The sequence below is a fragment of the Pseudomonas macauensis genome, from assembly GCF_047902425.1.
Lineage (GTDB): Bacteria > Pseudomonadota > Gammaproteobacteria > Pseudomonadales > Pseudomonadaceae > Pseudomonas.
The window spans coordinates 3,608,913-3,631,951 of the sequence record NZ_CP138377.1 but is presented as its reverse complement, the minus strand read 5'-3'; the positions used below and the strand labels follow the sequence as shown (position 1 = coordinate 3,631,951).

At 65.3% G+C, this 23,039-nt stretch carries 19 protein-coding genes and 2 pseudogenes; 12 read left to right on the top strand and 9 right to left on the bottom strand.

The window, feature by feature from the left end; translation table 11 throughout:
- Window positions 1-73 precede the first annotated feature (73 nt).
- Window positions 74-940, bottom strand: coding sequence for a pirin family protein (locus SD196_RS16580; protein WP_343573307.1), 867 nt, complete (start codon window positions 938-940; stop codon window positions 74-76).
- Window positions 941-1,078: 138 nt separating this feature from the next.
- Here SD196_RS16580 and SD196_RS16575 point away from each other — a divergent pair, with 138 nt between their 5' ends.
- The 3 genes from SD196_RS16575 to SD196_RS16565 all read left to right on the top strand — a co-directional run bounded on the left by SD196_RS16575 (window position 1,079) and on the right by SD196_RS16565 (window position 5,205).
- Complete coding sequence (locus SD196_RS16575) at window positions 1,079-1,552, top strand: DUF3859 domain-containing protein (RefSeq protein ID WP_275611402.1); 474 nt, start codon at window positions 1,079-1,081, stop codon at window positions 1,550-1,552.
- A gap of 319 nt (window positions 1,553-1,871) precedes the next feature.
- On the top strand, window positions 1,872-3,821 hold the full coding sequence (locus tag SD196_RS16570) for a DUF1302 domain-containing protein (RefSeq protein ID WP_343573748.1): 1,950 nt from the start codon (window positions 1,872-1,874) through the stop codon (window positions 3,819-3,821).
- Window positions 3,822-3,834: 13 nt separating this feature from the next.
- A complete protein-coding gene (locus tag SD196_RS16565) occupies window positions 3,835-5,205 on the top strand; it encodes a DUF1329 domain-containing protein (protein ID WP_343573309.1) in 1,371 nt (456 codons plus the stop codon).
- Window positions 5,206-5,314: 109 nt separating this feature from the next.
- Here SD196_RS16565 and queD read toward each other — a convergent pair whose 3' ends face one another.
- Both queD and norR read right to left on the bottom strand, forming a co-directional pair.
- On the bottom strand, window positions 5,315-5,671 hold the full coding sequence (queD, locus tag SD196_RS16560) for a 6-carboxytetrahydropterin synthase QueD (RefSeq protein WP_275611404.1): 357 nt from the start codon (window positions 5,669-5,671) through the stop codon (window positions 5,315-5,317).
- 107 nt (window positions 5,672-5,778) lie between these two features.
- Window positions 5,779-7,335 carry a nitric oxide reductase transcriptional regulator NorR gene (gene norR / locus SD196_RS16555; RefSeq protein WP_416310433.1) on the bottom strand — a complete coding sequence of 519 codons (1,557 nt, stop codon included), beginning with the start codon at window positions 7,333-7,335 and terminating at the stop codon, window positions 5,779-5,781.
- A gap of 170 nt (window positions 7,336-7,505) precedes the next feature.
- Between norR and hmpA the strand changes: the two genes are divergently transcribed.
- The 3 genes from hmpA to SD196_RS16540 are packed head-to-tail and all read left to right on the top strand — an operon-like array spanning window position 7,506 to window position 10,173.
- Window positions 7,506-8,687, top strand: a complete 1,182-nt coding sequence (gene hmpA, locus SD196_RS16550; RefSeq protein WP_275611406.1) for an NO-inducible flavohemoprotein — start codon at window positions 7,506-7,508, stop codon at window positions 8,685-8,687.
- A 51-nt stretch (window positions 8,688-8,738) separates the two neighbouring features.
- Window positions 8,739-8,996: a transmembrane sensor/regulator PpyR gene (locus tag SD196_RS16545; RefSeq protein WP_275611407.1), complete on the top strand. Its 258-nt coding sequence runs from the start codon at window positions 8,739-8,741 to the stop codon at window positions 8,994-8,996.
- Window positions 8,983-10,173, top strand: a complete 1,191-nt coding sequence (locus SD196_RS16540; protein WP_343573316.1) for an NnrS family protein — start codon at window positions 8,983-8,985, stop codon at window positions 10,171-10,173. Before SD196_RS16545 ends, SD196_RS16540 begins: the two co-directional genes overlap by 14 nt.
- 18 nt (window positions 10,174-10,191) lie before the next feature.
- Here the strand turns inward: SD196_RS16540 and SD196_RS16535 are convergent, their stop codons facing one another.
- A complete protein-coding gene (locus SD196_RS16535) occupies window positions 10,192-10,557 on the bottom strand; it encodes a DUF5329 domain-containing protein (protein ID WP_416310432.1) in 366 nt (121 codons plus the stop codon).
- A 34-nt stretch (window positions 10,558-10,591) separates the two neighbouring features.
- Window positions 10,592-11,674, bottom strand: a complete 1,083-nt coding sequence (locus tag SD196_RS16530) for a patatin-like phospholipase family protein (RefSeq protein WP_416310431.1) — start codon at window positions 11,672-11,674, stop codon at window positions 10,592-10,594.
- Between the two features lie 150 nt (window positions 11,675-11,824).
- Between SD196_RS16530 and SD196_RS16525 the strand changes: the two genes are divergently transcribed.
- From SD196_RS16525 to SD196_RS16510, 4 genes are read left to right on the top strand one after another with little or no spacing between them, the layout of a single operon-like run.
- Window positions 11,825-12,133, top strand: coding sequence for a PepSY domain-containing protein (locus tag SD196_RS16525; RefSeq protein ID WP_275611410.1), 309 nt, complete (start codon window positions 11,825-11,827; stop codon window positions 12,131-12,133).
- Window positions 12,133-12,447, top strand: coding sequence for a PepSY domain-containing protein (locus SD196_RS16520; RefSeq protein ID WP_275611411.1), 315 nt, complete (start codon window positions 12,133-12,135; stop codon window positions 12,445-12,447). The genes SD196_RS16525 and SD196_RS16520 overlap by 1 nt, the downstream gene beginning before the upstream one ends.
- Entirely contained in the window at window positions 12,447-13,127 is a 681-nt protein-coding gene (locus SD196_RS16515) for a response regulator transcription factor (RefSeq protein WP_275611412.1), read from the top strand. The genes SD196_RS16520 and SD196_RS16515 overlap by 1 nt, the downstream gene beginning before the upstream one ends.
- Window positions 13,124-14,443: a sensor histidine kinase gene (locus SD196_RS16510; protein ID WP_275611413.1), complete on the top strand. Its 1,320-nt coding sequence runs from the start codon at window positions 13,124-13,126 to the stop codon at window positions 14,441-14,443. The genes SD196_RS16515 and SD196_RS16510 overlap by 4 nt, the downstream gene beginning before the upstream one ends.
- 593 nt (window positions 14,444-15,036) lie before the next feature.
- On the opposite strand, the pseudogene SD196_RS16505 reads toward SD196_RS16510, so the two are convergent.
- Window positions 15,037-15,549: pseudogene (locus SD196_RS16505) on the bottom strand (methyl-accepting chemotaxis protein); the annotation flags it as partial.
- Between the two features lie 393 nt (window positions 15,550-15,942).
- Window positions 15,943-16,920: pseudogene (locus tag SD196_RS16500) on the bottom strand (chemotaxis protein); the annotation flags it as partial.
- Window positions 16,921-17,482: 562 nt separating this feature from the next.
- Between SD196_RS16500 and SD196_RS16495 the strand changes: the two are divergent.
- Complete coding sequence (locus tag SD196_RS16495) at window positions 17,483-18,802, top strand: Na+/H+ antiporter family protein (protein ID WP_275611415.1); 1,320 nt, start codon at window positions 17,483-17,485, stop codon at window positions 18,800-18,802.
- Window positions 18,803-18,886: 84 nt separating this feature from the next.
- Window positions 18,887-19,948, top strand: a complete 1,062-nt coding sequence (locus SD196_RS16490) for an AI-2E family transporter (RefSeq protein WP_275611416.1) — start codon at window positions 18,887-18,889, stop codon at window positions 19,946-19,948.
- 37 nt (window positions 19,949-19,985) lie between these two features.
- On the opposite strand, the gene SD196_RS16485 is transcribed toward SD196_RS16490, so the two are convergent.
- Together SD196_RS16485 and nuoN are read right to left on the bottom strand one after the other, a co-directional pair.
- The gene (locus SD196_RS16485; protein WP_343573326.1) at window positions 19,986-21,389 is read right to left on the bottom strand and encodes an RtcB family protein; all 1,404 of its coding nucleotides are present in this window, start codon (window positions 21,387-21,389) and stop codon (window positions 19,986-19,988) included.
- A 184-nt stretch (window positions 21,390-21,573) separates the two neighbouring features.
- Window positions 21,574-23,034, bottom strand: coding sequence for an NADH-quinone oxidoreductase subunit NuoN (gene nuoN / locus SD196_RS16480; protein ID WP_275611418.1), 1,461 nt, complete (start codon window positions 23,032-23,034; stop codon window positions 21,574-21,576).
- Between the last annotated feature and the right edge of the window lie 5 nt (window positions 23,035-23,039).

Genomic DNA, 23,039 nt, shown 5'->3' with positions numbered 1-23,039 from the left:
CGTGCCGCGAATCCTCATCCGTCCTCTGTTTTCACGGCGGGGTGAGGGATTCCTGATCCGTTTCTCGTTGCGCTCAGCGCGGCAGTTCGATGCGTTCCCGTTCGCCTGGCACCGTCGGCCAGTCGCGGGCGGACCAGCGGGCGCGGGCGCTGTCGATCAGCGCCGGGTCGCTGGCGACGAAATTCCAGTTCATTCGCCTCGGCCCGTCCAGCGGCGCGCCGCCGATGATCACCGCCCGGCAGTCGGTGCAGGCGGAGAGGGTGAAGGTGGCGCCTTCGGGCAGCACCAGCAGTTCGTGCAGCGGCAGCGGTTCATCGTCGAGCAGGGCCTCGCCCTCGATCAGGTACAGCGCGCGTTGCGGGTGCTCGTTGGGAATCGCCAGGGTCGCGCCGACGCTGAGCGTCAGCTCGGCATAGAGGGTCGGTGAAAGCACCGGTACCGGCGATTCGAGGCAGAAGCCCGTGCCTGCGATCATGCGGATGCGTACGCCCAGGGCGTCGCTTTCCGGCAGGCTGGCGGCGGGGTGGTGGCTGTAGCTGGGCTCGCAGCCTTCCTGCTCGCGGGGTAGCGCCAACCACACTTGCAGCCCGTGCAGGCGCGAGCCGTTGTGGCGCAACGTTTCCGGCGTGCGTTCGACGTGAGCGACGCCGCGCCCGGCGGTCATCCAGCTGACGTCGCCGGGCAGGACGAGCTGGTCGGAGCCGAGGCTGTCCTTGTGCTGCACCTGGCCTTCGAACAGGTAGGTGAGGGTGGACAGGCCGATATGCGGGTGCTGGCGGATGTCCATGCCGTGGTCGGGGGCGAAGGTGGCTTCCAGCATGTGGTCGAAGAACACGAAGGGGCCGACGCTGCGGCATTGCGCGGACGGCAGCGGGCGGAGGATGGGAACGCCTTCGACGTCTTCGGCGCGTGGGCGGATGCTCAGCAGGGAGTCGCTCATGGAGGTTTCCAACAGGTCTGATCTGGGCATGATAGACGCTCGCTGCCGGCCCGACCCGATTCGCGTCAGCACTCTGCTTGTCATCAGCCTGTCACGCCGATGTCATAGCCTCGCGCGGTCCCCAACAAGGAGCGCGACATGTCCATTTCCCGCCTGCCAGCGGCCCTGGCCCTCACCCTGGTTTCCGCCTTCGCGTCCTCGGCCTTTGCCGAAGTCCGTGTCACCGGCCCGGTCGAGTACGGCGTCTTCGTCAGCAACTACAAGGATTACCAGCCGGGCGAGCGCGTGCTGACCAGCAGCCAGGAGCAGCTCGAGTCCACCACCCGCGTACCGGCCAAGCTGGGCACCAAGTTCGGCCTGCGCTACCAGCTCAGCGGCAAGCAGGAAGGCGACGCCCCGCTGACCCTGCTGTATTTCACTCCCGGCGTGGTCACGCCGGATGGCCAACGCCACGACAAGTTCGAGGTGGTGCAGAAACTGGTGGTCGGCGCGCCGACCGACGTGATGGCCTACCAGTTCACCGAGAACCACGAGGTGGTACAGGGGCAGTGGCGCTTCATGGTGTTCCAGGGCGATCGCCTGTTGGCGGAAAAGACCTTCACCGTCGAGTAAGTCACGCTGTAAGAAAAAGCCCGGCTATAGGCCGGGCTTTTCTTTGCGTACGAAAAAAGACGGATTGCATCCTTCGGATTGGCAGGCGGGACACAGTTTGTTACTTTGCCTGCACGATAGTGCCAAATTGAGCGTGCAGACAGAATCGACAGGGGTACCCCGAGCGCCCGCAAGCGCTTCAGCAGGCGAGTTACTGCGTGATGGTCCGGCAGGAGCCGGGCAATCAGCAGCCGAGAAACGAATAAGAACAGCACCGGTTGCAACGACCGGGCAATAAATCTTGGCCGTCAAGGAGGTAATGCTGTCTATGAGCAGTCAGATGGGGGGACGTTCGTCCATTTTCTGGGCGCCCCGGCGTGCAGGCGCGGTGATGGGACTCTTGCCGCTGCTGGTGGCGGGTTCGGCGCAGGCCCTGGAGTTCAAGCTCGCCGACAACGAGGTCACCGGCTCTCTGGACAGCACCCTGTCCTACGGCGCGATGTGGCGCGTGCAGGGCCGCGACAAGAGCAACATCTCGGACATCAACGCCGACGACGGCAACCGCAACTTCGACACCGGGCTGGTCTCCCAGGTGTTCAAACTCACTTCCGACCTGTCGGCCAAATACCAGAACTACGGCCTGTTCATGCGTGGCACCGCGTACTACGACACGCAGATCATGGACAAGCGCAACGACTACTACGACACCACCGATGGCGTGGTGCGGCCCAGCCAGTCGTATCCCCAGGACGATCACTTCACCGAAGACACCCGGCACATCGCCGGCCGCAAGGCCGAATTGCTTGACGCCTACCTGTCCGGCAGCTGGGACATCGCCGAGCACCCGCTCACCGCCCGTGTCGGCCGCCAGGTGCTGAACTGGGGCGAGGGCGTGTTCTACCGGGGTGGGGTCAACACCATCAACCCGGTGGACGCCGCGCGTTTCCACCTGCCGGGCTCGGAGCTCAAGGAGGTGCTGGTGCCGACGGAGGCCCTGAGCCTCAACTTCGGCCTGACCGACGACCTGTCGATGGAGACCTTCTACCAGTGGAAGTGGAAGGAAACCCGCCTGGACTCGGTGGGCACCTACTTCTCCGACACCGACCTGTTCAGCGACGGCGGCAACACCGCTTACACCACCGAGGACAACCCGCTGATCAAGGAGCTGCTGGCCGGTTACCCGACCGTGGCGTCCCTTGGCCTGCTGGGCAATGGTCCCCACGGCCCCAATGCCTTCCTCGACCCGAACACTGGCACCTTCAAGGTCGCCAACGTCGGCAAGGACATCGATGCCCGTGACGACGGCCAGTTCGGTGTGGCCTTCCGCTACATCGCCGAAGAGCTGAACTCGACCGAGTTCGGCTTCTATTTCGTCAACTATCACTCCAAGGAACCGCAGATCGCCGTCGACCTGCGCAACTACCAGGGGGTCGATGTCGCCGCCCTGAACTCGCTGCTCGGCCCGCTGGGCCTGGGCGAGGCGGTGCCCGGCCTGTCGACGCTGGACATGGCCAGCAACGCCGAGGCGCGCCGCGACTACGTCGAAGACATCCGCATGTACGGCTTCAGCTTCAACACCACCCTGGGGGATGCATCGGTGTCCGGCGAGATCGCCTACCGGCCGAACATGCCCATCAGCATCTCCGCCACCGACGACCTGCTCGGCGACCTGCTGACTCAGGGCGTGCTCGGCCAGACCAACCTGTTCGACGCCAACGTCCCCGCCGGCCAGGCCTGTGCGCCGGTGGCCGGCAAGCAGCTGTGCCGTGGCGAGCTGTTCGAGAACTACGAGCGGGCCGAGACCTACAACATCTCGCTGTCGACCATCTACAACTTCGGCCCGCACCTGTCCTTCGACTCCATGACCGGGGTGGCCGAAGTGGCCTCCGAGCACATCCGTGGCAGCAGCCTGAAGTACACCGCCTGGGATGGCAGCGAGCGCAAGTTCGTCGGCGCCCAGGACAAGGCCTACGTCGGCGGTGCCGACGACGACGTGCAGATCGACCGTGACAGCTACGGCTACACCCTGCTGCTCACCGGCAGCTGGAACGATGTCTACGCTGGGGTGAAGCTCTCGCCCTACGTCGTCTACCAGGAGGATTTCAGTGGCAACTCCGACCGCACCGGCAACTTCATCGAGGGGCGCAAGGCCTACACCCTCGGCATCGACGCCAGCTACCTGAACACCTTCGAGGTCGGTACCCAGTACACCAGCTACTACGGGGCCGGCTCCAGCAACTCCATGCGTGACCGGGACAACGTCTCGGTCACGGCGAAATACTCGTTCTGATCCGGAGAGAACCATGTACAAGAAGAGTTCCCTGATCGTCCTTGCCACCCTGGCGGCACTGGCCGTGACCGATGCGCGTGCCGCGGTTTCGGCGGACCAGGCGGCCAAGCTCAAGAGCAGTCTCACTCCGATGGGCGCGGAGAAGGCCGGCAACGCCGCCGGCACCATTCCCGCCTGGACCGGCGGCCTGACCTCCGCGCCGGCCGGCTACAAGGGGCCGGGCACGCACCATGTCGATCCCTTCGCCGGGGAGAAGCCGCAGTTCGTCATCACCAAGGCCAATCTGGACCAGTACAAGGCCAACCTGACGGCGGGGCAGATCGCACTTTTCAACGCCTACCCGGACAGCTTCCAGATGCCGGTGTATCCGACCCATCGCACCGGTTCGGCGCCGCAATGGATCTACGACAACATCTTCAAGAACGCCACCAGCGCCAAGCTGGTGGAAGGTGGCAACGGCTTCTCCGACGCCTACGGCGGCGTGCCGTTCCCCATCCCGCAGAGCGGCGTGGAGGCGGTGTGGAACCACATCGCCCGCTATCGCGGCACCTACATCGTGCGGCGTTCCTCCCAGGCCGGCGTGCAGCGCAACGGCGCCTACTCGCTGGTGACCTCCCAGGACGAGGCGCTGTTCCGCTTCTACGACCCCAAGGGCAGCGCCGACAAGCTCGGCAACACGCTGTTCTACTACATGACCTTCACTACCGCCCCGGCGCGCCTGGCCGGTAATGGCGCGCTGGTGCAGGAGACCCTCGACCAGGTCAAGGAACCGCGCCAGGCCTGGGGCTACAACCCCGGCCAGCGTCGCGTGCGTCGGGCGCCGACCCTCGCCTACGACACCCCCATCGAAGACTCCGATGGCCTGCGTACCGCCGATGACACCGACATGTACAACGGTGCGCCGGACCGCTACGACTGGACCCTGGTGGGCAAGAAGGAAATCTACATCCCCTACAACAACTACCAGGTGACCAGCCCCGAGGTGAAGTACAAGGACCTGCTCACTCCCGGCCACATCAATCCCAAGTACACCCGCTACGAACTGCACCGCGTCTGGGTGGTGGACGGCAAGCTCAAGCCTGGCGCGCGGCACATCTACTCGCGGCGTACCCTCTACCTCGACGAGGACAGCTGGGGTGCCGCCGTGGTGGACCAGTACGACGGCCGTGGCGAGCTGTGGCGCGTGTCCCAGGCCTACCTGAAGAGCTTCTACGAGCAGCCGATGGTGTGGACTGCGCTGGATACCTTCCACGACCTCCAGGCCCATCGCTACAGCATCCAGTGGCTGGACAACGAAGAACCCGGCACCGCCGACTTCAGCCAGCCGGCCCCGGATGACTCCAACTTCAGCCCCTCGGCGTTGCGCCGCAAAGCTTCGCGCTGAGAGCAGAAACGACAAAGGCCCCGAAAGGGGCCTTTGGCTTTTTGCCGGGTGACTTTGCGTCTCGCACGGAACGCGCTCGCTCCTACACATTCGGCGTCGTGCCAGCAGTTCAGTCCCCGCGATACTCGCAACCGCTGGTGCAGGTCTCATGCACCCGCACCTTGGACAGCTCCGGCAGCAACGGCTTGAGCTGTTGCCAGATCCAGCGGCAGAGGTTTTCGCTGGTGGGGTTTTCCAGCCCCGGAATCTCGTTCAGGTAGTTGTGGTCGAGCTGGTCGTAGATCGGCTTGAAGATCTGCTTGATCTCGGCGAAGTCGCGAATCCAGCCGGTGTACGGGTCGACCTCACCCTCGATGTAGATGGCGGCCCGGAAGGAGTGGCCATGCAGGCGGCCGCACTGATGCCCGGCGGGGACGTGGGGTAGGCGGTGGGCGGCTTCGAAGGTGAACTCTTTGAACAATTCCACGGTGGTGCGCTCTATGACGATCGCCGGCCCGGAGACGGGCCGGCCGGAAAATGGGCACCTAGTCTATCACCAACCTGTAACCAGGGCCGGACGTTCCGGCCAGTGGCTCACCGGATCGCCAGCCGTTTCGCCAGGCGATTGAGGTTGGCGCGATCCAGTCCCAGCTCGCGTGCGACGGCTGCCCAGTTGCCGTCATGGCGTTCCAGGCTGTGGTTGATCATGCGCCGCTGGAAGGCATCGACTGCCGGGCGCAGTTCGCCCTCCGGACTGGCCTCCGGGTTGCTGTCGGAGATGGTGGAATCGCCGGGGGGCGACTGCTTCTGCTGTTCCAGCCCGAGGTCGTTCAGGCCGAGGCTGAGGATGCGCGAGCGCTGCGGATGGTTCGCCAGCGCCTTGAGCGACGCGCGCCCGATCAGGTGTTCCAGCTCGCGCACATTGCCCGGCCAGCCATAGTCGAGCAGGGCGGCCTGGGCCTCGCGGGTCAGGCGCAGGCTGCGCAGTCCCAGGCGTGGGCGGTTTTCTTCGAGGAAGTAGCCGGCCAGCAGCAGCACGTCGTTGCTGCGCTCGCGCAATGGCGGCACCCGCAAGGGGTAGACGCTCAGGCGATGATAGAGGTCGGCGCGGAAGCGCCCGGCACGCACCTCTTCGGCGAGGTCGCGGTTGGTGGCGGCGATCAGGCGCACGTCGACGTGGTGTTCGCGGTCCGAGCCCACACGCTGCAGTTGTCCGCTCTGCAGCACGCGCAGCAGCTTGGCCTGGATCGCCAATGGCAGCTCGCCCACCTCGTCGAGGAACAGGGTGCCGCCATCGGCCAGCTCGAACTTGCCGCGCCGCTCGCCCACCGCGCCGGAGAAGGCGCCGCGTACGTGACCGAACAGCTCGCTTTCCACCAGGGTTTCCGGCAGCGCCGCGCAGTTCAGGCTGACCAGTGGCTGCTCGTGGCGCAGGGAGTTGGCGTGGATCGACTGCGCCACCAGTTCCTTGCCCACGCCGGTCTCGCCGGTGATCAGCACGCTCAGGTCGCTGCCGGCCACCAGCTGGATTTCGTTCATCAGCGCCTGGTGCGCCTTGCTCTGGCCGATCAGCTCCCGCGGCTGGTCGCCGGAGGCGCGCTGGTAGGCATCGGCACGCTGTTGCTCGTGCTCAGCGCGCAGGGCGAGGTCGAGCATGCGCTGGCTGGCTTTCACCGTGGCGGCGGCGAGGCTGGCGAAGGCTTCCAGGTTGTCCAGGTCGCCCGTGGAGAAACGCTCCGGGTCGAGCGCGTCGAGGGTCAGCAGACCCCAGGGCTGCTCGTCGAGGAACAGCGGGCAACCCAGGCAGTCGTGCACCTCCAGGTGGCCGTGCAGGCCTTCCACCAGGCCGTCGTAAGGGTCCGGCAGGCCGCAGTCGGCGGCGAAGCGGGTCGGGCCGGGGTGTTCGAGGAGGGCGCGCAGGCGCGGGTGCTCATTGATCTTGAAGCGGCGGCCGAGGGTGTCGGGGCTGAGCCCGTCGACTGCCAGCGGCACCAGTTGGTCGCCTTCCAGGCGCAGCAGGGCGGTGGCATCGCAGGGTAGCAATTGGCGCAGCGCCTCCAGCAGGCGTCGATAGCGTTCGCTGTCAGGCAGCTCGCGGGAGAGGTCGGCGACCAGCGGAAGCAGGGTGGCCAGCAAGGGGTTTCGGGTCATTTTGACCTCATTGGAGTCATTATGACTCGTGACGATATGGGTCATTATGACTCAATAATTCTCAAAGGTCCCGGAAATACTGGGCTGCAGGGTTGGCACGTTTTCTGAAACGTCTCTGGCAGAAAGCACAGGCAGACCACTCTCTACCTGGCCAACCCGAGGAGATACCGATGCTGTCCAACGAACACCGTACCCTGGTCAAGGCCACCGTCCCGCTGCTGGAGACCGGCGGCGAGGCCCTGACCCAGCACTTCTACAAGATGATGCTGAGCGAATACCCCGAGGTACGCCCGCTGTTCAACCAGGCGCACCAGGCGTCCGGCGACCAGCCTCGCGCCCTGGCCAACGGTGTCCTGATGTACGCCCGCCACATCGACGAATTGGAGCAGCTCGGCCCGCTGGTGGCGAAGATCGTCAACAAGCATGCCGCGCTGCAGATCCTGCCGGAGCATTACCCGATCGTCGGCAGCTGCCTGCTGCGGGCAATCCGCGAGGTGCTGGGCGAGGAAATCGCCACCCAGGCGGTGATCGATGCCTGGGCCGCCGCCTATGGCCAACTGGCCGAGATCCTGATCGGTGCCGAGGAGTCGGTGTACCAGCAGAACGCGGAACAGCCCGGCGGTTGGCGTGGTGCGCGGCGCTTCCGTATCGCCCGCAAGGAGGTCGAGAGCGAGGAGATCACTTCCTTCTACTTCCAGCCGGCGGACGATGGTGCGCTGCTGGACTTCCAGCCCGGCCAGTACATCGGCCTGCGCCTGGAGCTGGACGGCGAGGAAGTACGCCGCACCTATTCGCTCTCCGATGCGCCCAATGGCCGCGAGTACCGCATCAGCGTGAAGCGCGAGGCGGAAGGCAAGGTCTCCAACCACCTGCACGACGAGATGAAGGTGGGGGATGAGATCGAGCTGTTCCCGCCGGCCGGCGACTTCTTCCTGCGTGATGGCGACAAGCCGTTGGTGCTGATCACCGCTGGCGTGGGCATTACGCCGACGCTGGCGATGCTCAGGCAGGCCCTGGACAGCGGGCGCGAGGTGCATTTCATCCACTGCGCCCGTCATGGCGGCGTGCATGCGTTCCGCGACTGGATCGAGGCGCAGTCCGAAGCCCATCCGCACCTGCTGCATTACTTCTGCTACAGCGAGCCGCGGGAGCAGGACGAGGCGCACGCCGAGGGCTTCCTCAGCCGCGATCTGCTGGGCCAGTGGCTGCCGGCCAATCGCGATCTGGATGCCTATTTCCTCGGGCCCAAGCCCTTCATGGCCCAGGTGAAGCGTCATCTGCGCGAGCTCGGCGTGCCCGAGCAGCAGACCCACTACGAGTTCTTCGGCCCGGCCAGCGCGCTGGAGGCCTGAAGCTGAAATACCCGGCCCGTTCGCGGGTCGGTTCAACCGAGGAGGTGTGTGATGGACGGTCTTTTCGCTTGCCCCAGACGGAACCTGGCGATCTCGTCGACGCTGCTCGGCAGCGGGTTTGCGCTGTTGCTGGTGGGTATCACCGGTGCCTATGTCATCGATGCCGGGCTGTCGCTGCTGGCGATAGTCGCGTCCCACGCGCTCACCATCCTCGGTCCTACATTGCTGAAGCTGGGCTATGTGTTGCGGCTCATCGCCCAGCATCAGATGCGCAAGGAAGGCTGGGAGGCATGCTGTGTTGCTGGTTGATCGAAAGGCCCTGTTGGCCATTCCGGCGCTGTGGCGCCTGGGTTTTCGTCCATTCTTCCTCGGCGGCGCGTTGTTCGCGCTGGTCGGCATCGCGGCCTGGGCGGCGGTGCTGCTGGGCCTACTGCCGGACTGGGAGCCGCTGGGCGGCTGGTTGGCCTGGCACCGCCATGAAATGCTCTTCGGCTTCGCCAGCGCCATCATCGCCGGCTTTCTGCTGACCGCCGTGCAGACCTGGACCGGCCGGCCCGGTGTCAGCGGACGCCCGCTGATGATCCTCGCCGCCATCTGGCTGGCGGCGCGGCTGGGTTGGCTCGGCGGTGCGCCGCTATGGCTGGTCACGCCTCTGGAGCTGGCCTTCCTGCCGGCGCTGGCGTTTTTCGTCGGGCGCAGCCTGTGGCAGGTGAAGCAGGTGCGCAACTACCCGGTGATCGCGGTGCTGACGCTGCTCACGCTGGCTGATGCGCAAGTGATGCTGGGCCTCTGGGGCGGCCGTGATGACTGGCAGCGCGGCGGGGTGCTGGCAGCGCTCTGGCTGGTGGCGGCGCTGATGGGCTTGATCGGCGGACGCGTCATTCCTTTCTTCACCCAGCGTGGCCTGGGCCGTACCGCACAGGTGCCGGCCTGGCCCTGGCTGGACAATCTGCTGCTGGCCGGCACGATGCTGGTGGCCGTGCTGACGGCGGCTGGCTTCGGTCTGGCGCCACATCCGCTGTTGGGCGCGTTGTTCGCGGTGCTCGCCGTGGGCCACCTGATTCGCCTGTGGCGCTGGCGGGACAAGGGCATCTGGGGCGTGCCGCTGCTGTGGTCGCTGCACCTGGCCTATCTGTGGATGCTGCTGGCCCCGGCGGGCATGGCGGTATGGAACTTCGGTGCGCCGATTGCCCTCAGCCTGCCGATTCACGCGTTGACGGTCGGGGGTGTTGGCGGCCTGATCCTGGCGATGATCGCCCGTGTCAGCCTCGGTCACACGGGGCGTCCGCTGCAGCCGCCGAAGGTCATGGCCTGGGCGTTTGCGCTGCTGAACCTGGGCGTGCTGTGCCGGGTCGTGCTGGTGCTGTGGCTGCCCATGCAGGGCCTGAGCCTGGCCGCGGCCTGCTGGGTGGTGGCCTTCCTGCTGTTTGCCTGGCACTACGGGCCGATGTTCTGGCAGCCGCGGGTGGATGGGCAGCCGGGTTGATCTGGCTCCCCGTGGGACTCACTGCCCCTGGCGCAGGCGCTTGAGCTCGGTGTTCAACCAGGTGGCGGTGTCCTGCGTGCCGCCTGGGCAGTGGACCTGGTAGGGCTTGCCGCTCATGCTGCTCTTGCTGGCGGCGCGTTCGATGAAGTCTTCGGCGCTGCTCACCAGGTCCTTGTTTTCCAGGTAATCGAGCTTCTTCTGCAGATGCGCGCGGGCCTCGCTGCCCGGGTACTCGCTGCCGTTGCGGATGAAGCGGCAGTCGCTGTGCTCGACGAAATCCAGCAGTTGGGTGATTTCCCGTTGTGCCTTGGCATCGACGGCGGCGTGCGCGCCCGTGCAGGCCAGCATGAGTGCGGCGAGAAAGAACGAAGGTAGACGGCGCATGGTGAGTCCCTGTCGAGTCGGTGGGTCCTGCCGATTATGTCAGCGGCAGCAGGCGTTCACCCAGTCGGCCGCTGTCTACCAGCTCAAGGAACTCGTCGCCCATCCGCCGGCTTTCATCCATCGCCTTGTGCCAGTAGCGCTCGCGGCCGGCGTCGTCGCCCAGGTAGCGGTGGAAGTCCTTGCGGTCCGGCAGCTTGTTGTGCGGCAGGCGCGCCAGGTACTCCTTCGACGGCGCCAGCAGCAGCACGTCCTGCAGGCGGCCGGCGTCGCCACGGCGCCAGGGCAGACCCTTGTCGAACCAGCCGGGGATCACCTTGTCGGTGAAATGCGGATAAAGCACCACGCCTTCGGGCAGGTAGGGCAGGTCGAGGTGATAGTCGAGCAGACCGCCGTCGCGGTAGGTGCCGGGGCCGGCGCCGGGAATGTCGCGCACGCCTTCCATCACCATCGGGATCGATCCGGAAGCGAGCAGGGCGTGGCGCAGGTTGGCCAGGTCCAGGTGCAGGTAGCGCGAGGGAAAGTCCGACAGCGGCTCCAGCGGTGGCGCCCGGCGCGAGTCGTGGATGATCAGCCGCTCGAAGTGCCGGTGCAGATGACGGCGGCCCACCAGGTTGTCGCGGATCACCGCGCCCAGCCCCATACCGAGGCTGGCCTTGCCGTCCTGGGCGAGGCGGCCATGGCTTTTCACCACTACCACGTTGAGGCGGTACCAGGGGTTGTCGAGTACGCTGGCGTCGCGGCCGTCGAGCAGGTCGTCGAGCATCTTCGCGCAGCTTTTCGAGACGTCGCTGATGCTCGCGTTACGGGCGAAGCGTTGCTGGGTATAGAGCTCGCCAAGGCGGCGGATGCCTTCGGCCGGGTCCGGCAGGCAGGCGCTGGCGAAGCGCCAGGAGCCGATGGAGGCGCCGATCAGCGAGCGCTCGCGCGGGGCGCGCGGCAGCCATTCGCCGAACAGCGCCAGGTCCAGGCCCTGGATGCCCAGCGCCTTCGGGCCGCCAGCGGCGCCAGGCAGGATGCCGACGTCGGCCGGGGCGAGGCCCTGTTCGCGGATGCGCTTGAGGGCACGGGTGCCGGCCTTGAGGATGAGGGCAGGGGTCTTGATCTGGATGGCAGTCATGCGGAGCCTCGCGGGTGCAGGCGGCGATTATAGAGCCTGTAGGCGCGGAGCAAGGAGACTTCACCAGGTGAATGATCCTTGCCGATTCAGCTTGAATTAAGTCCTTCACCTTAGTCTGAGGAACATGCCAATTCAGACGAGGTGTTACCCATGAAACCGCTGGTTCTTCTGACTGCCGCCACTGCGCTGCTGCTTGGGGCTGCCGCGGCGATGGCCCACGACATCGGTCCGGACGAGGCACTGCGCCTGCGCGATGCCGGCACCATTCGCGATTTCGAAGCCCTCAACCAGACTGCCCTGAGCAAGCATCCGGGCGGATCAGTGTACGATAGCGAGCTTGAGCTGGAACATGGCCGCTACCTCTACAAGGTCGATCTCAAGGACGCACAGGGCGTGAAATGGGATGTCGAACTCGATGCGGTGAGCGGTGCAATCATCAAGGATCGCCAGGACGACTGATGAAGATCGATTTGCCGCGCGCGGCCCTGCTGGCCATCGCGCTCGCCCTGTCGGCCGGTGTCGCGCAGGCCCATGACCTGAGCCAGGACGAGGCCCTGCGGCTGAGCCGTGAAGGGGTGATCCGCCCGTTCGAGGAAATTCTGCCCATCGCCCAGGGGCTCTATCCCGGCTCCAAGCTGCTGGAGGCCGAGCTGGAGAAGGAGCACGACACCTATATTTACGAGGTGGAGCTGCTCACCGTCGATGGCGTAGTGCGTGAACTGGAACTGGATGCCCGCAATGGTCGCATCCTCAAGGATAAGGAAGACGACTGATGCGCCTGTTGCTGGTGGAAGACCACGTCCCCCTGGCCGATGAGCTGCTGGCCACCCTGACGCGCCAGGGCTACGCCGTCGACTGGCTGGCCGACGGCCGCGACGCCGCCGTGCAGGGCGCCAGCGAGCCCTATGACCTGATCATCCTTGACCTTGGCCTGCCGGGGCGTCCGGGGCTGGACGTGCTGCGCGAATGGCGCGGCATGGGGTTGGCAACGCCGGTGCTGATCCTCACTGCGCGGGGCTCCTGGGCCGAGCGTATCGACGGCCTGAAGGCCGGCGCCGACGACTACCTCACCAAGCCGTTCCATCCCGAAGAGCTGCTGCTGCGCATCCAGGCGCTTCTGCGCCGAGCCCGTGGGCTGGCCAACCAGAGCCAGCTGGAAGTGGCGGGTCTGACGCTGGACGAGGCACGGCAGTGCGTGCAGCAGGGCGGCAAGGATGTCGACCTGACGTCCGCCGAGTTCCGCCTGTTGCGCTATTTCATGCTGCACCCCGGCCAGTTGCTGTCGAAATCCCACCTTGCCGAGCACCTCTATGACGGCGAGACCGAGCGCGATTCCAACGTCATCGAGGTGCACATCAATCACCTGCGCCGCAAGCTCGGCCGGGAGATCATCGAGACCCGTCGCGGACAGGGCTACCGCTTCACCGGCACCGCCGGCGGAGCCGCCCGTTGATGTCGATCCAGCGCCGGCTCGGCCTCGGGCTCGGCGTGGTGCTGGTGGTGATCGGTCTGGTACTGGCGCAGACCGGGCTCTGGTTGTTCGACCAGGGCCTGCGCCGCTATCTCGCCGAGGGCCTGCAGGACGAGGCGGAAAGCCTGCTGGTGGGCATCATGCGCGGCCCGGCCGGCCTGCAACTGGATGACCAGCGGGTGGACGCTGCCTATGAACGCCTGTTCTCCGGGCGCTATTTCGTAATCCGTTTCGATGACGTTACTTGGCGTTCCCGTTCGCTGTGGGACCGGGAGCTGGACCTGCCTGAGCACAAGGGCCTGGTCCGAGCGCTGGAGAAAGGTCCGGAGGGGCAGCGATTGCTGGTCTATCGCGGCGACTACAAACGCTATGGCAAGCAGTTGAAGATCGTCGTGGCGCAGGATTACACGCCGCTCCTCAAGAGCTTCAAACGTCTGCGCAACGTCGGCCTGGCAGCCGGTGGCGTGGCGCTGCTGCTGATCCTGGTCTTCCAGGGCTTCACCGTCCGCCGTGCCTTGCGTCCGCTGGAGCGTGTGCGCCAGCAGATCGCGCAGTTGCAGGAAGGGCAGCGCAGTCAGCTGGACCGGCAGGTGCCACGGGAGCTGGAGCCGCTGGTGGATCAGGTCAACCACCTGCTGCAGCACACCGAAGATACCCTGCGCCGCTCGCGCAACGCGCTGGGCAACCTCGGACATGCCTTGAAGACTCCCCTGGCGGTGCTGATCAGCCTCGCCGAGCGCGATGAAGTGCGCGAGCACCCGGAGTTGCGCCGCGTGCTGCAGGAGCAACTGGAGCAGATCGAGCAACGCCTGGCCCGGGAGTTGGGCCGCGCGCGCCTGGTAGGCGAAGCGCTGCCCGGCGCGCATTTCGACTGTGATGCGGAATTGCCCAGTCTGTGCGAGATGCTCAGGCTGATCCATGGCGAACACCTGGGTATCGAGTGGAAGGCGTCGCCAGGCCTGCGCTTGCCGTTCGATCGCGAGGACCTGCTGGAGATGCTCGGCAACCTGCTGGATAACGCCTGCAAGTGGGCGGATGCCCAGGTCCGGCTAACGGTTGAGAAGGGCGCCGACAGCTATCTGCTGAGCGTGGATGATGACGGTCCCGGCATTGCCGAGGATCAGCGCGAAAGTGTGCTGGAGCGTGGCACGCGGCTGGACGAACAGGTCGCAGGGCATGGCCTGGGGTTGGGCATCGCGCGGGATATTGCGGCGGCGTGTGGCGGCAACCTGAGGCTGGAAGGTAGCGAGCTCGGTGGATTGCGGGTGGTGGTCGAGTTACCGCGCCGCGCGGTGTGAGACGGCTTCCGTAGGAGTGGACTCTGTCCGCGATTGGGCTTTGTGCCGTGCGGTTCGCAAGCAAGCTCGCTCCTACAGAGAAGCGCCGGTGTTTCCCTGTAGGAGCGAGCTTGCTCGCGAACCTGATCTGGCGCCGGCCTTGCCGGCCGCCAGGCCGGCTAACGATTGTCCCGGCTGCGCCGGGATTTCGCGGAGAAGCTCCGCTCCTACGAGATGCATCTGCGCTCGGGTTGGCCCTCACCCTAACCCTCTCCCAGGGGGAGAGGGGACCGTCCGGTGCAGGATGAAACTACTCTGTCAGCCGGCACGATCTGGCTCCCTCTCCCTGAGGGAGAGGGCTGGGGTGAGGGGGAAAGCCCTGGCACAGATTCAGCCGGGACAAGACAGTTGCTCCTACGTGAAGTCCTGCGCGGGGACCTGCGCTCTCCCTAACCCTGACTGCGCGCCCCGCTCCGAAGGGAGAGGGTGCTATATGGCGTGATGCGACGTACGTCGTGCACCGGCGAGCACAGTATTGTCAGAGCGCGCCGAACGGTTCCCTCTCCCTTCAGGGAGAGGGCTAGGGAGAGGGGCTTTTCGCCTGGCTCCGGTCGTCAAACCCGGAACTGATCCATCAGCCCCTGCTGATGGTTGGCCAGCTTGTTCAGCGACTGGCTCACCTGCGCCGATTCCTGCGCCTGGCTGGACAGCGACTCGGTGACGTCACGAATCCCCGCCACGTTGCGGTTGATCTCCTCGGCCACCGCGCTCTGTTCCTCGGCGGCGCTGGCGATCTGCAGGTTCATGTCGGTGATCACGCTCACCGCCTCGCCGATGCGCTTGAGCGCAGCCACGGCCTGCTCGACCTGACTCACGCTGTCCTGCGCCTGGCGATGGCTGTTGCTCATCGCACCGACCACGTCGCGGGTGCCGTTCTGCAGGCCTTCGATGACCTGGCGGATTTCCTCCACCGAGTCCTGGGTGCGCCGGGCCAGGTTGCGCACCTCGTCGGCGACCACCGCGAAACCGCGTCCTGCCTCACCGGCACGAGCCGCTTCGATGGCCGCGTTGAGGGCCAGCAGGTTGGTCTGCTCGGCGATGCCGCGGATCACCTCCAGCACCGAGCCGATCTGCTCGCTGCTCGCCGCCAGGCCTTCGACCTGGCTCATGGCGCTGCTCATGTCGCTGGCCAGCTCGTCGATCAGGCGGGTGGTGTTGTCGATGACGCTCAAGCCATCGCGGGTCGCACCGTCGGCACCGCGGGCAGCGTCGGCGGCCATGGCGGCGCTGTTGGCGACGTCGTGGGCGGTGGCGCTCATTTCCTGGGAAGCGGTGGCGACCTGGTCGACTTCACGGAACTGCTGCTGCATGCCGGCGCTGGTCTGGCTGGCGATTTCCGAGGACTGGTCGGCAGTGGCGCGGGCATCCTGCACCGAGGATTTCACGTCGCGGATGATCGGCTGCAGCTTGTCGAGGAAGCGGTTGAACCAGCCGGCCAGCTCGCCCAGTTCGTCCTTGCCGGTGTAGTCCAGGCGCTTGGTCAGGTCGCCTTCGCCGCTGGCGATGTTGCGCAGCATGGCGGCGACCTTGAGGATCGGCCGGGTCACCCCACGGGCGGTGAGCCACATGGCGAAGAGGCCGATCAGCACGGCGATCAGGCCGAAGCCGAGCTGGGAGAGGGTGCCCTGGGTGCGCTGCTCGTCGAGCTGCTGCTGCAGGGTGATGGCCGGACCGAGCAGTGTCTGCTCCGGCACCTCGAGGAGGACAGCCCAGGGTTTGGAGCCGGGAATCGGTTGCAGCGGTTCGATGACGCGCAGTTGAGCGTCCTGGCGCAGCACCTGCTCATGGTTGCTGGCAATGGACTGCAACAGCTGCGCGCCTTGCTGCGGATAGATCTCCTGCAGCTTCTTGCCCAGTAGGCTGGCGTCGGCGCTGTGCCCGGCAAGCAGGCCGGCGGCGCTGATGATGCTGACCTTGCCCTGGCCGTCATACAGCTCCTGGCTACCCTGGCGGCTGATCTCCTGGAGCTTTTCCAGGCTGATGTCCAGGCCCATCACGCCGACGATCTTGCCGTCCAGTTCCAGGGGGAAGGCAATGCTGGTCATCAGCAGCTTGTGGCCGCCGGCCTCGTCGAAGTAAGGGTCGAGCACGCAGGGCTGGCCGGTGGTCTTGGGGCAGGTGAACCAGGCGTTGTAGGGCGCGCCGCTCGGGCCGGGAGTGGTGTCGGCGAGCATGGCTTCGTTCGTTGCCTCTGATTCGAGCTGGCCCGGCGTGGCCTGCGACCAGTAGAGGGAGAAGCGCCCGGCGTCGTTGCTGCCGATCTCTGCCTGGCCGGCGAACAGCTGGTCCTTGCCGTCCAGTGCGTTGGGTTCGAAGGCTACGTAGAGCCCCAGCAGTTCGGGGTTGCCTTCGAGGGCGGTCTTCACCTGGCGGGTGAGATCCTCGCGCAGGTCATAGGCATCGAGGAAGCGCTTCTGTGCCTGGTCGCGCAGGAACATCACCTGCCGCGAGAAGCCCTTGCCGTACTGGTAGGCGTCCATGATGTAGCGCTGGATGCGCATCGCCTGGACTTCACCGCGCGAGCGCAGGCGGGCCTGGGCGGCTTCGTCAAGCATGCGCGCGCTGGACTCCTTGACCAGCGCGGTGCTGTGCTGGGTGCGGAACACGGAAAGGCCGGACAACAGCGACACCACGCCGAGCAGGCAGAGGCCAGCGAGCAGCGTGATCTTCCATTGGATGGAAAGGCGGCGGAAAAGCATGGTCATGTCCTTGAGCAGGAAAACTCGGGGCTGCCGGGTTATCGGCCTTTTTCGCCCCTTCTTGATCGATGGCAGGAGGAAACGCCAAAAAACAGGCGATTCTGGTGTGCCTGTTCCAAGGGCAGCGTTTTCTCAGCAAAAAGTGTGCTCGCCAAGGCGAAATTCCTGTCGAAATTGCGCCGTCTGCTATCCGAAAGACTTTGATTAAACAGGCTTTTTGACAGGCCGGGTGAGGTTCGGCAGAGTACGCGCCTTTTGCCCGCCCAAGACCCAGTGGGCCCGGTTGTGAAGGAGAGATGAGATGAATGCGGTGCTGATCGCCGTTGGCCTGATGCTGGTGCTGAGCCTGTGTCGCGTGCATGTGGTGGTGGCGCTGATCGCCGGCGCGGTGACGGGCGGGCTGCTTGGCGGCCTGGGCATGGAGGGAACGCTCAAGGCGTTCAACGCCGGCCTGGGTGGTGGTGCGACGGTGGCGCTGTCCTACGCGATGCTGGGTGCCTTCGCCGTAGCCATCGCGCGCTCGGGCATGGCCCATGCGCTCGCCGACCGTGCGCTGGCGATGCTCGGACGGCACGAAGACGGGGCACCGGCTGGCTTCAAGTGGCTGCTGATCGGGCTTCTGCTGCTGGTGGCGATCTCCTCGCAGAACCTGCTGCCGATCCACATCGCCTTCATCCCGCTGCTGGTGCCGCCGCTGCTCTACGTATTGACCCGCCTGCAGATCGACCGTCGGCTGATCGCCTGCGTGATCACCTTCGGCCTGATCACACCCTACATGTTCCTGCCGGTGGGCTTCGGCAACATCTTCCTCAACGAGATCCTGCTGGCCAACGTCGCACGCAGCGGCGTGGATGTCAGTGGTGTGGACGTCAGCCGGGCCATGCTCATCCCGGCCCTGGGTATGGTCTGCGGCCTGCTGATCGCGGTGCTGTTCAGCTACCGGCGCAAGCGCAGCTATGACCTGGAGCGTATCGAGCAGGCTGAGCGGGTCAGCACCCCCTACAGCCCGATGAGCCTGGCGGTGGCCGGGGTGGCGGTAGTGGCGGCGTTCGTCGTGCAACTGTGGCTGGATTCGATGATCCTCGGCGCGCTGGTGGGGTTCCTGGTGTTCTCCCTGTCCGGCGTGGTGCGTTGGAAGGAGGCGGACGACCTGTTCACCGAGGGCATGAAGATGATGGCCATGATCGGTTTCATCATGATCGCCGCCGCCGGTTTCGCCGAGGTGATGAAGGCAACCGGACAGGTCGCCACCCTGGTCGAGGCGGCTGCCGCCTGGATCGGCCACAGCAAGGCCTGGGGCGCATTCCTCATGCTGCTGGTGGGGCTGCTGGTGACCATGGGCATCGGCTCGTCCTTCTCCACGGTGCCGATCATCGCGGCGATCTTCGTCCCGCTGGCAGTGCAACTGGGCTTCAGCCCGCTGGCCATCGTCAGTATCGTCGGTACCGCCGGCGCGCTGGGAGATGCGGGTTCGCCGGCGTCGGACTCCACCCTGGGCCCGACCTCGGGTCTCAACGTGGACGGCCAGCACAACCATATCTGGGACACCGTAGTGCCGACCTTCCTGCACTACAACCTGCCGCTGCTGGCCTTCGGCTGGGCGGCGGCGATGGTGCTGTAAGGCGGCAATCGCGCCGCAAAAGTTGCACTCGGCAGACCAACTGCTGACTAATGGGCAGGTTTCCCCCTCCTTCCGGACCTGCTCATGCTCGAATCGAAACTGGAATACCGGACGTTCCTGCTCCTTCTGGCGGTGGTCACCATCGCCTTCGCCTGGCTGTTGTTGCCGTTCTACGGCGCGGTGTTCTGGGGCACCATTCTGGCGATCATCTTCGCCCCGCTGCAACGCCGCCTGCGCGTGCGCCTGAACGGGCGCAACAACCTGGCGGCGCTGATATCGCTGACGATCTGCCTGTTGATCGTGATCCTGCCGATCACCTTCATCGCCGGTGCGCTGGTGCAGGAGGGGGCGATGGTGTACCAGCGCCTGAAGTCCGGCGAGCTGAACTTCGTCACCTACTTCCAGCAGGCGATCGCCGCGCTACCGGGGTGGGCCCACCACTGGCTGGAGCGTTTCGACCTGACGGACCTGTCGAGCCTGCAGGAGAAGCTTTCTTCGGGGGCGATGCAGGCGAGTCAACTGGTCGCCACCAAAGCCTTCAGCATTGGCCAGAACACCTTCGAGTTCGTCATCAGCTTCGGCATCATGCTCTACCTGCTGTTCTTCCTCCTGCGCGACGGACCGGCACTGGGGCGGCGTATCAAGCAGGCGGTGCCCCTGAGCGTTGAGCACAAGCAGCACCTGTTCACCAAGTTCACCACGGTGATTCGCGCCACGGTGAAGGGCAACATCGCCGTGGCCGCGACCCAGGGCGCGCTGGGAGGGCTGATCTTCTGGTTCCTCGGTATCCAGGGCTCACTGCTGTGGGGCACGCTGATGGCGTTCCTCTCGCTGCTGCCGGCCATCGGTGCGGGGCTGATCTGGGTGCCCGTGGCCGCCTACTTCCTGCTCACCGGGGCGATCTGGCAGGGCGTGGTGCTGACGCTGTTCTGCGTGCTGGTGATCGGTCTGGTGGACAACATCCTGCGCCCTATCCTGGTAGGCAAGGACACCAAGATGCCGGACTACGTGGTGCTGATCTCCACCCTCGGTGGCATGTCGCTGTTCGGGCTGAACGGTTTCGTCATCGGCCCATTGATCGCAGCGCTGTTCATCGCCTCGTGGGACCTGTTCACCGGGCGGGAGGAAACTTCGGTATCGTCCTGATAAAGCAAAAGCCCCGCCGAAGCGGGGCTTTTGTTCTTTAGGCCTTGAATGTCAGCCAGGGTCTCATGCGTGCCAGAGGCGAGATAAGGCCAGCTTCTTCCTGTGCCTCGATTACCGGGCCGACAGGCTTGTATGCGCTGGGGGCTTCTTCGATACGACGCTCTTCGCGAAGGGTCACGCAATGCCAGGGCAGTACACTATCGGCTGGGGTCTTGAGCGCCCGAACCGCTTGGCGTCTCAGGCTGCGGCCGGCGCCATGGCTACATGACCATAGCCAGTCCGGATTGCCCAGGCCGCTGGCCAGGTAGGAGTAGTCGCCCATCGAACCGGGAATCAGCAGCAGGTCCCCGGCGCGGGCCGGAGTCGCTCCTTTGCGGTGGATGTTCAGACCCTGTTCCTGCAGTACGACGTTATGCGGTACATCGACTATCAGAGCGCTGTCATCGGACTGGAAGGTTTCGCGCAGAACCTTGCGTACCAGTTCCGCGAGAACGACGCGATTCAGCCAGGCATATCGCGCCGCGACTCCCATGGCTGCGAGGTACTCGCCTGCAAGCTCGCCGGTCAGCGCGTAGAGCCCCGATGCCGGGTGGCGTCGGCCTTTCGGCCAGGCGTCCCGTGCCCTATCCATCCACCGTTGCCCCACATGGAAGCCAACATCGCGGGAGCCGCTGTGAATCATGATGACCAATTCATTGGGCTTCAGTCCCAACGCGTAGGCCTGCTTGCGATCGATGATTCGATCCACCAGTTGCAGCTCGACGAAATGGTTGCCCGAACCGGTGGTGCCCAGACTCGGATCGCGAATCAGCGTTCGTCTACGGTCACGCAATGCTTCCGGTGCGTACCGTAGCTGACCGCTGAACTCTTGTAGACCGATGCAATTATTCAGCTCACGGAAGAGGCGAGGGCGGTCGGCATTGGTCCAGAGGCCATCCTCGCTGAGGAGGTCGAGGCAATGGCCTGGTCCTTCGGCGAAGAGTGCTTCGAAAGCTTGCACCTTCATTGGTACATCGCGGCCGTTGCGTAGCAGAGAGTGAGTGAGCAGATCGACCAGGCGCTGCCGGTTGGACTCGGCCTGTTCCAGGCTGATGCCGGTCCGTAATAGGCGCATGCCACAGTTGATGTCCGTACCAATGGCAGCGGGAATGACGAAATCCTCGGTGCTGGCCACTATCGAACCGACTGGCGCGATGCTTCCGGGATGGAAGTCAGGTGTTGCGCATGCCTTGCATACGTGGCCATCCGCATCGGGTGCTTGCACGGAGGCGAAGTCCAGCAATTGGCGTACGGCCTTTTCTTCCAGTGGAAAACTCGCTGGAAGAAGAACGCGTGCTGATGTGCTGTCGGTGGAACGGGTAAGCGTAATGATGTCCTGCTGGCGTTCGACTTGAATGCCGCTGCGCAGGAAGGCTTTTTGAAGCCGGGAAAGTTTGTTCATGTCAGTGCTACTTGAGTAGACGAAAGCAGGCCGCCCGGAAACCGGGGGGCTGTACGTCTTTCCGCTCAGCAGCACAGGCGGGAAGGGAGGCGAAATCTAAGTCGGTGTTGTCACGCTGTCAACCAGCAGGTTGGTTCGCAAAAGAAAAACCCCGCCGAAGCGGGGTTTTTCATGCCTGTCGATCTCAGCCGGCGATGGCCAGACCCGTGTGCTGCAGGATGTCCAGCAGCGGCTGCGGGTACACGCCGAGGAAGAAGGCGAGCAGGGCGATGGCCACCAGCATGATGCCGCCGGCGCGCTGGGCCCAGTCCAGGGGAGCGTCGTGGCGCTTCATGTTCGGCTCGACCAGGAACATGGTCACCATGACGCGCAGGTAGTAGAACAGGCCGATGGCGCTGCCCAGTACCAGGGCACCGACCAGCCACCACAGGTGGGCTTCGACGCCGGTAGCGACCACGTAGAACTTGCCGATGAAGCCGGCGGTCAGCGGGATGCCGGCCAGGGACAGCATCATCACGGTCATCACCGCGGTCAGCACCGGACGGCGCCAGAACAGGCCGCGGTACTCGAACAGCGCATCGGCGTCGCGGCCGCTGTACGGGGTGGACATCAGGGTGACCACGCCGAAGGCGCCGAGGGTGGTGACCACGTAGGTGGTCAGGTACACGCCGACGGTTTCCACGGCCAGGCCCTTGCTCGCCACCAGGGCAATCAGCAGGTAACCGAAGTGGGCGATGGAGGAGTAGCCGAGCAGACGCTTGATGTTGCTCTGGGTCAGCGCCAGCAGGTTACCGATCAGGATCGAGGCGATGGCGATGACCGCGATGGCGTCATGCAGCAGGCCGTTGTTCAGGGCCGCCGGAGCGATCTGGAACAGGCGCAGCAGCACGGCGAACACGGCGACCTTGCTGGCGGTGGCGAGGAACGCGGCCACCGGGGCCGGGGCGCCTTCATAGACGTCCGGGGTCCACAGGTGGAACGGCGCCAGCGACAGCTTGAAGCCCAGGCCGACGACCATCATGCCGACGCCGATGGACAGCAGCGGACCATGGCTGGTGCCTTCGGCCAGCGAGGCGCCGATAGCCGAGAAGCCCAGGCTACCGGATTCGGCGTAGAGCAGGGCCATGCCGAACAGCAGGAAGGCGGAACCGGCGGCGGACAGCACGGTGTACTTGATGCCCGCTTCCAGGGTGCGCTTGTTGAAGAAGGCGTAGGCCACCATGCCGTAGACCGGCACCGACAGCAGTTCCAGGCCGATGAACAGGCCGGCCAGGTTCTGCGCGCTGACCAGCACCAGGCCGCCCGCGGTGGACAGCAGCAGGAGCAGGTAAAGTTCTTCGCGGTTGCCCGGGTAGCTCTCCATGTAGGCATGGGCGAGCGTGGTGCAGGCCAGGGCGCCGACCAGGATCAGCGCCATGTAGAAGCAGGCGAAGTTGTCCACCAGCATCAGCGGGGTGACTTCGATCGGGGTGACTTTCAGCACCGGCAGGATCGACAGCAACGCGAGGTTGAGACCGATCACCGAGAGGGTAGCGGTCAGTGAGTGGTTACGCTTCCAGGCCACGGCAAGCATCACCACCACCAGGGTGGCGCTGGTGATGAGCAGCGGCAGGAGCGCGATGAAGTGTTGGATCGTGAAGGTCATGTCGC